This window comes from Pseudomonadota bacterium, assembly GCA_038533575.1.
GTDB lineage: Bacteria > Pseudomonadota > Alphaproteobacteria > Rhodobacterales > Rhodobacteraceae > Shimia_B.
In genome coordinates, this window is record JBCAYL010000001.1 from 962,364 (window position 1) to 974,155 (window position 11,792).

12 protein-coding genes are annotated in these 11,792 nt (G+C 66.7%); 4 read left to right on the top strand and 8 right to left on the bottom strand.

Annotation, left to right across the window (positions count from 1 at the left end; genetic code table 11):
* Window positions 1-7 precede the first annotated feature (7 nt).
* Both AAFM92_04935 and AAFM92_04940 read right to left on the bottom strand, forming a co-directional pair.
* A complete protein-coding gene (locus AAFM92_04935; GenBank protein ID MEL7299710.1) occupies window positions 8-658 on the bottom strand; it encodes a DsbA family oxidoreductase in 651 nt (216 codons plus the stop codon).
* The gene (locus AAFM92_04940; GenBank protein MEL7299711.1) at window positions 651-2,150 is read right to left on the bottom strand and encodes a class I adenylate-forming enzyme family protein; all 1,500 of its coding nucleotides are present in this window, start codon (window positions 2,148-2,150) and stop codon (window positions 651-653) included. Before AAFM92_04940 ends, AAFM92_04935 begins: the two co-directional genes overlap by 8 nt.
* Before the next feature lie 88 nt (window positions 2,151-2,238).
* Between AAFM92_04940 and AAFM92_04945 the strand changes: the two genes are divergently transcribed.
* Window positions 2,239-2,871: an XRE family transcriptional regulator gene (locus tag AAFM92_04945; protein MEL7299712.1), complete on the top strand. Its 633-nt coding sequence runs from the start codon at window positions 2,239-2,241 to the stop codon at window positions 2,869-2,871.
* A 72-nt stretch (window positions 2,872-2,943) separates the two neighbouring features.
* Here AAFM92_04945 and AAFM92_04950 read toward each other — a convergent pair whose 3' ends face one another.
* Both AAFM92_04950 and AAFM92_04955 read right to left on the bottom strand, forming a co-directional pair.
* Entirely contained in the window at window positions 2,944-3,588 is a 645-nt protein-coding gene (locus tag AAFM92_04950) for an MIP/aquaporin family protein (protein ID MEL7299713.1), read from the bottom strand.
* Between the two features lie 94 nt (window positions 3,589-3,682).
* The gene (locus tag AAFM92_04955) at window positions 3,683-5,506 is read right to left on the bottom strand and encodes an extracellular solute-binding protein (protein ID MEL7299714.1); all 1,824 of its coding nucleotides are present in this window, start codon (window positions 5,504-5,506) and stop codon (window positions 3,683-3,685) included.
* A 323-nt stretch (window positions 5,507-5,829) separates the two neighbouring features.
* Between AAFM92_04955 and AAFM92_04960 the strand changes: the two genes are divergently transcribed.
* The 3 genes from AAFM92_04960 (at window position 5,830) to AAFM92_04970 (ending at window position 8,339) form a co-directional block, all read left to right on the top strand.
* The gene (locus AAFM92_04960) at window positions 5,830-6,480 is read left to right on the top strand and encodes a hypothetical protein (GenBank protein MEL7299715.1); all 651 of its coding nucleotides are present in this window, start codon (window positions 5,830-5,832) and stop codon (window positions 6,478-6,480) included.
* A gap of 70 nt (window positions 6,481-6,550) precedes the next feature.
* Window positions 6,551-7,324 (top strand): 3-hydroxybutyrate dehydrogenase, encoded by a 774-nt coding sequence (locus AAFM92_04965; protein MEL7299716.1) that lies wholly within the window; start codon window positions 6,551-6,553, stop codon window positions 7,322-7,324.
* A gap of 10 nt (window positions 7,325-7,334) precedes the next feature.
* Window positions 7,335-8,339 (top strand): patatin-like phospholipase family protein, encoded by a 1,005-nt coding sequence (locus tag AAFM92_04970; protein MEL7299717.1) that lies wholly within the window; start codon window positions 7,335-7,337, stop codon window positions 8,337-8,339.
* A 75-nt stretch (window positions 8,340-8,414) separates the two neighbouring features.
* Here the strand turns inward: AAFM92_04970 and AAFM92_04975 are convergent, their stop codons facing one another.
* From AAFM92_04975 to AAFM92_04990, 4 genes are all read right to left on the bottom strand, one after another.
* Window positions 8,415-9,023, bottom strand: a complete 609-nt coding sequence (locus AAFM92_04975; GenBank protein MEL7299718.1) for a LysE family transporter — start codon at window positions 9,021-9,023, stop codon at window positions 8,415-8,417.
* Between the two features lie 10 nt (window positions 9,024-9,033).
* Complete coding sequence (locus AAFM92_04980) at window positions 9,034-9,804, bottom strand: DUF502 domain-containing protein (GenBank protein ID MEL7299719.1); 771 nt, start codon at window positions 9,802-9,804, stop codon at window positions 9,034-9,036.
* A 64-nt stretch (window positions 9,805-9,868) separates the two neighbouring features.
* On the bottom strand, window positions 9,869-10,795 hold the full coding sequence (locus tag AAFM92_04985) for a pseudouridine-5'-phosphate glycosidase (GenBank protein MEL7299720.1): 927 nt from the start codon (window positions 10,793-10,795) through the stop codon (window positions 9,869-9,871).
* Complete coding sequence (locus AAFM92_04990; GenBank protein MEL7299721.1) at window positions 10,792-11,694, bottom strand: PfkB family carbohydrate kinase; 903 nt, start codon at window positions 11,692-11,694, stop codon at window positions 10,792-10,794. Before AAFM92_04990 ends, AAFM92_04985 begins: the two co-directional genes overlap by 4 nt.
* Between the last annotated feature and the right edge of the window lie 98 nt (window positions 11,695-11,792).

Consider the following 11,792-nt stretch of genomic DNA (forward strand, 5'->3'; position numbering starts at 1 on the left):
ACGGCACTCAAGCGGTGTCGCTTTCGTCCATCTTTTCAGTGATTTCCGCGATGACCTTCGACCACAGCTCCGGCGGCTGCGCGCCGGGCACCGCGTGCTGGCCCGCCACGATGAACGTGGGCACGGAGTTCACCCCCATCTCGCGGCTATGGGTGTCGCGGTCGCGGATCATCTGCACGTCTTCGTCGGTGGCCAGAAGCTTCTGCACCGCCGCTGCGTCAAGCCCCGCGCTGTCGGCGATATCGGCCAGCACCTCCGCATCCCCGATGTCGCGGCCTTCCACGAAATAGGCCTGGAAGAGCGCGTCGACGACGGGGCCCTGCCGTGCCTCGATGCCCGCCCAATGGATCAGGCGGTGCGCGTCGATTGTGTTGGGCGTGCGCTTGATGTCGCCGAGGTTCGCGGTGAGGCCGATCTCGTCGGCATGGCGCTGGATCTGGCCGTAGACCTGCACGGCGGCCTCCTTGCCGCCAAACTTGCGCTCCAGATACTCCGCGCGGTCCATCCCTTCGCGGGCCATGTCTGGATTGAGCTGGAAGGGATGCCACTCGATCGTGAACGGGTGGTCGGGATGCTCGGCCAGCGCGCGGTCGAGCTGGGTCTTGCCGATGTAGCACCACGGGCAGATCGGGTCGGAAAGGATGTCGAGCTTAATCATCGGGGGCGGCCTCGAAGAGCTGGGGGAGTGCGCGGCGGATGAGCTTTCCATTGGCAGAGCGCGGCAGGGCGGGCAAGTGCACCAGCGCACGGGGGTGTTTGTACCCTGCGAGGCTGGCATCGAGATGGCCTTGCCATGTCGCGGGCGAGATCGGCGCGGGCCCGGTATGGAAGGCCACGATGATCGAGGTGTCTTTCACGGGCACCTCGGCCACGGCCACATCCTCGATGCCCGCGAGGCTGCCGAGCGCGGCTTCCACCTCGAGCGGGCTCACGCGGTAGCCGCCCGCGTTCATCATCTCGCCTGTACGCCCCTCGTAGTGGATGGTGCCGTCCGCGTCCTGGCGCGCGCGGTCAGAGGTGAGGAAGTGATCGTTTTGCAGTGGAAGATAGAGGGAGAGGCCCTCAGTTGGGTTCTGGGTCAGGCCCGGGGCGTGTGTCTCTCCGGCGCGTCCGGCCTCGACGTAGCCGAGCATGAGCCCCTGCTCGGCGCGGTGGATGGCGATGGTGCCGTCTTCCATGATCTTCACCCGGCGCCCGGGCTGCACGGTGAGGGACGGCGCGCCCGCGGGAGAGGCGGAGAGGAAGGTGGAGCATTCGGTCATGCCGTAGGCGTCGTAGAGCCCCTTGCCGGTGGCCGCTTGCCATGCGTCCCGCAGCGCGGGCTGAAGGTGATCGCCCGCGGTCAGCGTGTGGCGGAGCCGGGGCAGCACGAGTTTCTCTGGCGCCTTCAGGAGCTTCCGAAGCACGCCCGGTGCCGCGGCGAAGAGCGTGGCGTCGTGGCGCTTGAGGAGGAGGGGCAGGGCAGTGAGCGCCGTCCCCTCCGCCGGCACGAGCGCCGTGGCGCCCATCGTCCAGGGATCGAGGAGCCCCGTGCCCAGCGTGAAAGTCCAGTTAAGCGCGCCCGCGTGAAGCAGGCGGTCTTCGGATGTGAGGCCGTACCAACCCTCGAACATCATCGCGCGAGCGAGGATGGCACGGTGGGCATGGGCCACGGCGCGCGGGCGGCCCGAGGTCCCGGAGGTGAACATGATGTAGGCCAGCCGCTCCGCCGACCCGCGCGCGAACTGGGCCGGTGGACCCTTGGCCATGGCAAGGAGCGCGGCCTCCGTGATCGTCGGGTGCGCCTCGGAGGGCAGGGCGAGGCCCGGGCCGCAGACTAGCGCCGCCGGAGAGATGTGGGCGAGGAGCGAGTCGATCTCGGGCCGCGTGAGCTGTGCCGAGGTTGGGATGGGTACGATGCCCACGGCGATGGCCCCGAGAAAGGCGAGCGGGAATGCCACGCCGTTGCCCAGCCGGAGTAGAAGCTGGTCGCCGGGGCGGAGGCCCGCCTCCAAGAGCCCATGGCCTACGCCGCGCACCGCCGCTTCGAGCTTGCCGTAGCTCCAGCGCTCCGCCCGCGCGGGGCCCAGGACAGCGAGCGCGATCTTGTCGGGCTGCTCGGGGGCGCGGGCCAGCACGTGGGCGGCGAGATTGAAGTCCGGGGCGGCCATGCCGGACGGCTAGGGCGCGCAGGGCACAGTTGCAAGCCGCGCGGGGCGGCGGCGTTGCAAGCCTCGCTGGCGCAGCCTAGAACGCCCCATGGCCAAGGAAGAGCTCAACGACCAGACCTCCATCATTCGTATTGCCCGCGAAAGCGGGGAGACGGAGATCGCGGCGCCGCTCGATCTCGGGCAGCGTGTGCGCGAGCTCCGCAAGGCGCGGGACTGGACGCTGGAGCAGGCCGCGCAGCAGGCCGGGCTGGCGCGCTCCACGCTCTCCAAGATCGAGAACGGGCAGATGTCGCCCACCTACGATGCGCTGAAAAAGCTGGCCGTGGGGCTTGAGATCTCGGTCCCGCAGCTCTTCACGCCGCCCTCGAAGGGGCAGGTGAACGGGCGGATGGCTGTGACCGTCTCGGGCGAGGGCACGGCCCATGCCACGGCCACTTACGAGCACGAGATGCTCGCCACCTCGCTCACCAAAAAGCACATGCTGCCCTACCGCGCGCAGGTCCGGGCGCGGTCGGTGGAGGAGTTCGACGGCTGGGTGCGCCATGACGGGGAGGAGTTCCTCTACGTGCTCACCGGCGTCGTGCGGCTCTACACGGAATTCTACGAGCCCGTGGAGATGCGGCGCGGCGACAGCGCGTATTATGACGCTGCCATGGGGCATAACGTGATTTCCGTCAGTCCCGAGGACGCGACGATCCTCTGGGTGACCTCGCTCACCTGAGCCGCGGAGCGGGGTATGCGTGGGGGCCAACCCTCGCACCCCCGAAGTACTTCTGGAGAGATGAAGACTGGCCTAGGCGCGGAAGAGGCGCGTGAGCGCGTGCGTGGCGATCAGCGCCGTCAGGAGCTGCACGGCGATGAAGGCGGGCGCATTGCCCGGCGCGATGCCCGAGAACGTGTCCGTGAAGCTGCGTGCGACGGTGACGGCGGGATTGGCGAAGCTCGTGGAGCTCGTGAAAAAGTAGGCGCCGGTGATGTAGAAGGCCACGAGGGCGGGGACGGCTTGCGGATTTGCGCGGAGGCCTCCGAAGATCACGAAGAGCAGCCCGAATGTGGCGATGGCCTCCGACACCCAGAGATTGGGCGTGCCGCGGGGCGTCGTGGAGAGCTGGAGCAGCTCTTGGGCGAACATGGCATGGGCCGCGATGACGCCGGAGAGGCCACCCGCCACCTGACAGAGCACGTAAAGGATCGCCGCGCTCGCCGTGATCTCGCCCCGGAGCGCGAAGGCGAGGGTGACGGCTGGGTTGAAGTGCGCACCGGATATAGGTCCGAGCACCGTGATGATGACGAACAGCATGGCTCCCGTGGCCACTGCATTGGCGAGGAGCGCAAGGGCCACGTCATCGGTTAGCGTTTCGGCCATGATGCCGGAGGCCACCACGGAGACGAGAAGAAGCGCGGTGCCGAGCGCTTCGGCGATGAGTTTTCGTGTCATTTTGGGCGGTTACGCGGCGATCATTGCAATTTTGTGACGCTCGCGCCATGGCACAACTCAGCCCGGCGCGAACGCGACGATTGGCCGTCGTCCGTTAGTCTTCGTACCACCAGACATCGGGCTGGAAGCCGATCCAATCGCCGTACATGGGCAGCGTCTCCGGGTAGCGAAGCGCCGCGTCGTGGGCGATGCGACCGGTGGAGAAGTGGTAGATCGGGATCACGTAGCGCCCGGCCATGATGATGCGGTCGAGCGCCTTCACGGCCGCGCGGAAGTCGTCCTGGCGCTCGGCGTTGAGAAACGCATCGATCATGGCCTCCGCGGCGGGCACGTCCATCCCCATGAGATTGCGCGTGCCGGGCTCGGTCACACCCTCGCCGCCCCAGTAGAGGAATTGCTCGTTGCCCGGTGAGAGCGAGACGCCACGGCGGTAGTAGGCCATGTCGAAATCGTAATTGGTGACGCGCTCCTTGTGCTGGGCGCTGTCGACCTTGTCGATCCGGGGCGTGATGCCGAGGCGCTCGAGCGCGGTGACGTAGATGTCGATCATCTGTTCGTTCTCGCTCGCGCCCACCTGCAGGAGGATGGTGAATTCGAACGGCGTGCCGCTCGCGTCCTTCAGGGAGCCGTCCTGAATGGACCAGCCCGCTTCGGTGAGGAGTTCGGTGGCGCGGGCGATGCCCGCACGGTTGCGCTCGGAGCCATCCGAGACGGGGAGCGCGTAGCCTTCAAGCGCGCCGGGCAGGAGATCGGCGGCGAAGGGCTCTAGGTACTCCCGCACGCGTCCCTCGGCCGGGCCGGTGGACATGCCGAGCACGGAGCCGCCGAAGACGGATTGGATGCGCTCCTGCCGACCGCCGGTCATCGTCTCGTTGATGAATTCAAAGTTGAACGCCTCGATCATCGCCTGGCGCACGCGCCAATCGGCGAAGACGGGCATGCGCGTGTTCATCACGAAGCCCGTCATCCCCGTGGGACGGTCATTGGGGATCTCGGAGAGGACGATGTCGCCCCGCTGCACGGCCGGAAAGTCGAACCGCGTGGCCCAGGCCTCCGCGTTGAATTCGCGGTGCGTGGAGAGCTCACCGGCCTTGAAGGCCTCGAACATGACCGCGCCGTCGGCATAGAATTCCATGCGGATTTCATCGAGGTTATTGGTGCCGCGACGGAAATTGAGATCGTTGCCCCAGTAGTCCGGGTTCCGCTGGAGCGAGACGAAGCGGCCGGCCTCCCAGTCTTCGATGACATAGGGCGCGGTGGAGATGGGCGGCTCGAGCCCTGACTCGGTAAAGTCGCGGCCCTCCCACTGCGCCTTCTTCAGGATCGGGCGCATGCCGGTGATGAGCGCGAGCTCGCGGTCCTCCACGTTGAACGTGAAGCGGATGGAGCGGGGGCCGGTCTGCTCCATCGTGTCGATCTTGCCCCAGAGCCCGGCATAGCGCGGGTGCCCCTCGGTCCCCAGCGTCTCGTAAGACCACATGACATCCTCGACAGTGACGGGCGAGCCGTCGGAGAATCGCGCCTCCTCGCGGAGGGTGAATTCGACCCAGCTCCGGTCCTCCGGTGTCTCAATCGATTCGGCGAGGAGACCGTAGAGCGTAAACGGCTCGTCCCAGGACCGGCCCATGAGGCTCTCATAGGCGAGGAAGCGGAGCTGCCATGGAACGGTGCCCTTGCGGATGTGGGGATTGAGGCTGTCGAAGCTGCCGCCTTCGCCCTGCACGATGCGCCCGCCCTTGGGCGCGTCAGGATTCGCATAGGGCAGGGACACAAAATCCGGGGGGAGTGCAGGGTCCCCATACATAGCTATGCCGTGCTGGGGCGCGCTATGGCCGTCGGCGGCTGCCGAGACCGGCAGGACGGCGAGGGCGAAAACGGCGGTGATGGTGCGAAGCTGCTCGAAATAATGTGGTCGCATTTTGGAGACAATCCCTGTGATGCTTTGTTTTCTTGAGCGCGAGGTTACGGGGCGAAATGCGTGTTTTCAAACTTTTACCTTTAAGTCAGGCGCGACATTGCTTATACCTGTCGTCACTGCTCGATAGGTTTCTTGCCTGTATGAAACCTGCCTCAATGACTTAACGCCGGCCTTGTGCCGGCGTTTTTTTTGGGCGGAACGCTGCCCATAGGGCCGGCGAGTGTTGGGGCGATGCTTGTCCGGATGGCGGCGCGGGTGTACCCTCTCGGCACGTTAATTTTAGACCGAATACTTTTTCAGCACTCGTTTTAAAGAGACCTTTCATGTTTGGATTTCACACGCGGCGGCTTCGGGCCGCTCTCCTCGATGCACGCCCACCCCTGGCGGGAAACCACAACCAACCACCGCATGCAGACACGCTCGTCTATGACGCGTCGAACTGGGTGCGGTGCTGGTATGACCCGCGCAACCGGGTTGCCGATCCGGTCGACGGCACGGCGGCCTTGCGCGCCATATCACACGACGGCGAGCTCTTCTGGCTGGTCTTCCACAGGGTCAAGCAGCACCCTTTTCACGCGGATACCGAGCATCCCCATGACGCCATCGAGATGGCGCGGGTCCACTGGGCGCGGCGGCGCACGATGCGCGCGCGCATGCGGGAGCTCTACGCGCTGCGCCGGGCCGTGATCAAAGGACAGATGCGCGGCGCCGTTCTCGTCGAGGACGCAACTGCCGCCGGGCTCTGTCGCATGGGAACGGAAGCCTTCCTGCGGCGCACGGGGCTCGCGATCTTCGCGCAGAGTGACGGGGCAGGGCGCGCTGACGCGCTCCACGTGCGGGTCCCGGCGCGGCTCCTGGCGCTCCTCTCCTACCTCGAGCCGCAGGCCGCGCTTTGTCTTCTCACCGCCTTTGACCGCCTGAAGGCCGAGCGGCTCTCCGAGACCAAGAGCGCAATCCTCAAGCAGACCGCCTGAGGCGCGCGCTTTCGTCTGGCAATCCCGCCCGCCGCTCTTATGCTGCAGCACAGCAATTTGGGAGCGCATCATGACTTTGACCGGCAAGACCGCCGTCATCACGGGTTCGAATTCAGGGATCGGGTTGGGGATTGCCTGGCGGCTCGCGCGGGAGGGCGCGGATGTCGTGCTGAACTCCTACACCGACAGCGACGAGGACCACGCGCTGGCCAAGGAGATCTCCGAAGAGACAGGGACCAAGGCGCGCTACGTGCAGGCCGACCTCTCCGATGGGGAGCAGGCCCGCGCGCTCATCGCGGCGGCCGGGCGCTGCGACGTGCTCATCAACAATGCGGGCATCCAGCATGTCGCGCCGATCGATGAATTCCCCGTGGAGAAGTGGAACGCCATCATCGCGATCATGCTGTCTTCGGCGTTTCACACCACCGCCGTGGCGCTGCCCTTGATGCGGGAGGCCGGCTGGGGCCGGGTGATCAACATCTCCTCGGCCCATGGCCTAACCGCCTCGCCCTACAAGAGCGCCTATGTCTCGGCCAAGCACGGCGTGGTGGGCATGACGAAAGTGGTGGCGCTCGAGACCGCCAAGGAGCCCATTACCGCCAACGCCATCTGCCCGGGCTACGTGAAGACCCCGCTCGTGGAGGCGCAGATCCCCGACACGGCGAAGAAATACGAGATGTCCGAGGAGGAGGTGATCGAGAAGGTGCTTCTCGAGCGACAGCCCTCCAAGGAGTTCGCGACGACGGATCAGCTCGGCGGGGTGGCGGCCTTCCTCTGCTCACCGGACGCCGATCAGATCACCGGCACGACGATCAGCGTCGATGGCGGCTGGACGGCCCTGTGATGGAGGTCTGATGCGGATCAATCTCGCGCTTCAGGGCGGCGGCGCCCATGGCTCCTTCACGTGGGGCGTGCTCGACCGGCTGCTCGAGGAGCCGGAGCTCGAGATCGCCGCGATCACGGGGACCTCGGCCGGCGCGCTCAACGGCGCGGCGCTCAAGGCAGGGCTCGTCCATGGCGGGCGCGAGGCGGCGCGGGAAAATCTCGACTGGCTCTGGCAGCAGGTGGGCGCGGCCGAGGACGAGGCCATCGCGCCATGGATGGAGGCCTTTCCGGCCAGTATGATCTCCCAGAGCATCGAGTTCTCGCTGCCCTACATCCTCGGCGATCTCTCCACCCGGGTCTGGTCGCCCTATGCCTACGGGCCGCTCTACCAGAACCCGCTGCACCGCATCGTGGAGCGCTTTTCCTACGCTGAGGTCTGTGCGGATCGTGGGCCGGCGCTCTTCATTTGCGCCACGAATGTCCGCTCCGGCAAGATCCGTGTCTTCGAGGGCGACGAGATCGGAACTGAGGCGATCATGGCCTCCGCCTGCTTGCCCACGCTCTTTCAGGCCGTGGAGATCGACGACGAGGCCTATTGGGATGGCGGCTATACCGGCAATCCCGCGCTCTTTCCGCTCTTCGAACCGGAGTTTCCCGACGACGTGGTCATCATCAACATCAACCCGCTGGAGCGGGGCAAGCTGCCGACGACGCCGCAGGAGATCCAGAACCGGATCAACGAGATCAGCTTCAATTCCTCGCTCTTCCGCGAACTCCGCGCCATCAGCTTCGTCAAGCGCCTGATCGCGGAGGGGAAGATGGAAAAAGGCGCCATGAAGGACATGAAGGTGCACATGATCGCCGATGACGCGCTGATGACAGAATTATCGGTGGCCACGAAGACCGTGCCCAATGCCACCGTCATAGCGCAGCTCAAGGCCGCAGGCCGCCGCGCGGCGGGCAGATTCCTCGACGGTGATGCCGAGAAGATCGGCGTCGAAAGCTCCGTCGATCTCAGGGCGATGTTCGACTAGGCGCCACGAATTTCCGAAGAAATTCGTGTGTGGCCGGGGCGAGAATTTTCTTCGGAAAGTTCTTGCGCGCCGGGCCTAGAGGCCGGCGAGGAGCGTGGCGGCGAGCGCGAGCATGGTGAGACCGACGAGCACATCGAGCCAGCGCCAGGCCGCCGCGGTCTGCATCACTGGGGCGAGCCAGCGCGCGCCGTAGCCCAGGACCGAGAAGAAGACGAAGGACGACGCGCTGCCCCCCGCCACGAAGGCCACCTTGCCGCCCGCGCCCTCGAACTGCGTGGAGATCGCGCCCATGAGCGCCAGGGTGTCGAGGTAGACATGGGGATTAAGCCAAGTGAGGGCCGCGCCGACGGCGAGGGTCTTGCTCAGGGACTGTGTCCCGCCCGCAAGCGCCATTTCGTAGGCCCCCGCCCAGGCCGCGCGCAGCCGCAGGAGCCCGTAGGCACTCAGGAACGCCGCGCCGAGGAGGAGCATCGCCTTGGGAAACCACGGCACGAGCGTCACCACCGCGCTGAAGCCCGCCGCACCCGCCGCCATCAGCACCAAATCCGACAGCGAGAAAAGCAGCACCAGCGGCCCCACATGGGCGCCGAGAAGCCCCTGGCGCAGGACGAAAGCGTTTTGCGCGCCGATGGCGAGGATGAGAGTGGTCCCGGTGACGAACCCGGTAAACGCGGCTTCGATCATCGGGGGCGTGTTACTCAGCGGCCTGTGGCTGCTCGATGACGTCCACGCCGTTCTTCCCGTTGGGATAAACGAGGCCCGCGGAGATCACGAGCTTGGCGGCATCCTCCACGCTCATGTCGAGCTCGATGATGTCTTCTTTCGGGAAGAAGAGAAGAAAGCCAGAGGTCGGGTTCGGCGTCGTGGGCACGAAGACGGAGAGGAGCGGGCTGCCAGCCTGGTTGTTCTTGGCGATCTCGCCCTTGGCATCCGTGGAGATAAAGCCGATGGCCCAGATATCGCGGCGCGGATACTCGATCAGGCAGGCCTTGTCGAAGCTCGTATCGGTCTGGTTGAAGACGGTCTCGGCGATCTGCTTCACCCCGCCATAGATCGAGCGGACGACGGGGATGCTCTCCACCAGTTGCTCGGCCCAGCGGAGGAGCGAGCGCCCGATGAAGCCCTTGGCGATCCAGCCCACGAGCATCGTGAAAACGAGGAAGATGATGACGCCCACGCCGCGGATCGAGGTCGGGGCGAAATCCGGGTCGATGGGACCCTCGATCCCGAGCAGTTCCCGCACCCAGGGGCCGAGAAGCTGCCTGAGGAGGATGTCCGGCGTCCAGCCATTGGGAATGAGCGGCAGCACGAACCCGTCGATCCAGCCCACCACCGTCCAGATCAGCCAGATCGTCAGACCGATGGGCGCGATGACCACGAGACCCGTGAGGAAATTGGTGCGCATGCCGCTGATCCAGCCGGCGCGGCGCTTCTTCTTTGGGTCTTCGAACGGTGTGGCGGCCATGGCGGGGAGCGTGCTTCCGGAGATCGGCTGAAATCGAGAGATATTTACGCGCTCGTGGGCCGCTTCACAACATGCTGCCCCGCAGCGTGACGTATTCGCGAGCAATCTCCGCGCCGAGGCGGGCATTGTTGCGCACGAGCGCGATATTGGCCGCCAGGGAGGCGCCCTCGGTCAGCTCGAAGATGCGCCCGAGCAGGAACGGAGTGACGGCCTTGCCGGTGATGCCGGTGGTCTCGGCTTCCTCGAGCGCCTGGGCGATGATCGGATCGATGACAGCGCGTGGGATCTCGGCCTCCGCCGGGATCGGATTGGCCACGAGTTGACCGCCGGGCAGCCCAAGCGCGCCGCGTGTGGCATGGGCTCGGGCGATCTCGTCGGCGGTGTCGGCGCGGAGCGGGGCTGCGAGGCCCGATGCCCGCGACCAGAAGGCTGGGAAGGCGTCCTGGCCATAAGCTATGACGGGAACACCGTGGGTCTCGAGGACCTCGAGCGTCTTCGGCAGGTCTAGAATGGCCTTGGCGCCCGCGGCGACGACGGTGACCGGGGTCTCGGCCAGTTCGAGTAGGTCGGCGGAGATGTCGAGGCTCTCCTCCGCGCCGCGATGGACGCCCCCGATGCCCCCAGTGGCGAAGACGGCTATGCCCGCGAGATGGGCGGCGATCATGGTGGCGGCCACGGTCGTGGCCCCGGTGGCGCCGGTGGCCATCGCGAAGGCGATGTCGGCGCGCGAGAGCTTGAGCGCGTCGGGCCGCTGGGCCAGCGCCGCGAGCTCCGCGTCCTCGAGCCCGACATGGAGCTGCCCGTCGAGCACGGCGATCGTGGCGGGCACGGCGCCCGCCTCCCGGATCACGGCTTCCACGCCGCTCGCGGTCTGCAGATTTTGCGGATAGGGCATGCCGTGGGTGATGATCGTGCTTTCGAGCGCGACGAGGGGCGCCCCCGCATCCCGGGCTGCGGCCACGGCCTCCGAATAGTGAATGTCAGGGCTCAAAACGGGGTCTCCCCGGCGACGAAAGTTGCGGCGGCGGCGATGGCACGGTCAAGGGCCGCCTCCGGCCCGGCACCGTCGCGCTCGGCGGCGATGTGGCCGGCCATGAAGGTGTCGCCTGCGCCGGTGACGCGCGCCACCATGACCTCGGGCGGCGATTTCTCGAGGCTGCCCACGGCGGTTGCCATAGCGGCGCTCTTGCCCCCGTCGGTGACGAGCGCGCGCCGTGCGCCTCGCGCCACGAGCGCCTCGGCGGCCTCACGGGCCGTCTCGAACGGCGCCTTGGCGAGGAGCCCGGCTTCCTCTTTGTTGACGTAGAGCGTGGCGCGGCCATGGGTGAGGAAGGGCAGGAGCCGCTCCGCCTTGCCCGGCGAGGCCGGCGCGACGCGGAGATCGGCGGCGGAGAAGAGCGGCGAGGTGGCGCATTCGGTGAGAAGCGACAGGGTCAGGTTTCCGTCAAGCGCGACGATGCCCGCATAGGGCGCGTCCTTCGCGCCGAGCCGCCCGTCCGACAGGGGCCGCAGGATCTTGGCCCCCGCGGCCTCCAGCGAATGGGCATCGGCGATGGCGGAGATGAGCCCGTTTGCGCCCTCGATGGCCATGTAGCGATCGGTGGGAAGATCGGCGGAGCGGTAGGCATAGTCGGTGATGAGGCCGAGCGCCTTCAGCGCGCGGATAAGTTCATCGCCCTCGGCGTCGCGTCCCACCGCGGCCAAGAGCGCGGTCTTGAGCCCGAAGCCCTGGAGCGTCATCGCGATGTTGAGCGCCACCCCGCCCGGCAGCCGAGAGATGCGGCCGGGCACGTCCGAGCCCACGCGCATGGCCGAGGCCGAGCGGCCGATGATATCCCAGAGCACCGCGCCGATGCAGAGGATGTCCGGTTTGGGCGTCGTGTCAGTCATGGGCCCTCCATGGCGGGCAGGCGCGCGGGCGGCAAGGGCGGGATTGCCTCCTCAGGCCCTCCGGGGGAGGTATTTGCGGAAACATGAAGGGGAGGACT

Excerpts from the sequence above, each read along its gene's own strand:
- AAFM92_04955 (MEL7299714.1), bottom strand. The coding sequence starts at position 5,506 with ATGCGACCACATTATTTCGAGCAGCTTCGCACCATCACCGCCGTTTTC.
- AAFM92_04970 (MEL7299717.1), top strand. The coding sequence starts at position 7,335 with ATGCGGATCAATCTCGCGCTTCAGGGCGGCGGCGCCCATGGCTCCTTC.
- AAFM92_04980 (MEL7299719.1), bottom strand. The coding sequence starts at position 9,804 with ATGGCCGCCACACCGTTCGAAGACCCAAAGAAGAAGCGCCGCGCCGGC.
- AAFM92_04965 (MEL7299716.1), top strand. The coding sequence starts at position 6,551 with ATGACTTTGACCGGCAAGACCGCCGTCATCACGGGTTCGAATTCAGGG.
- AAFM92_04975 (MEL7299718.1), bottom strand. The coding sequence starts at position 9,023 with ATGATCGAAGCCGCGTTTACCGGGTTCGTCACCGGGACCACTCTCATC.
- AAFM92_04945 (MEL7299712.1), top strand. The coding sequence starts at position 2,239 with ATGGCCAAGGAAGAGCTCAACGACCAGACCTCCATCATTCGTATTGCC.
- AAFM92_04950 (MEL7299713.1), bottom strand. The coding sequence starts at position 3,588 with ATGACACGAAAACTCATCGCCGAAGCGCTCGGCACCGCGCTTCTTCTC.
- AAFM92_04990 (MEL7299721.1), bottom strand. The coding sequence starts at position 11,694 with ATGACTGACACGACGCCCAAACCGGACATCCTCTGCATCGGCGCGGTG.
- AAFM92_04940 (MEL7299711.1), bottom strand. The coding sequence starts at position 2,150 with ATGGCCGCCCCGGACTTCAATCTCGCCGCCCACGTGCTGGCCCGCGCC.
- AAFM92_04935 (MEL7299710.1), bottom strand. The coding sequence starts at position 658 with ATGATTAAGCTCGACATCCTTTCCGACCCGATCTGCCCGTGGTGCTAC.
- AAFM92_04960 (MEL7299715.1), top strand. The coding sequence starts at position 5,830 with ATGTTTGGATTTCACACGCGGCGGCTTCGGGCCGCTCTCCTCGATGCA.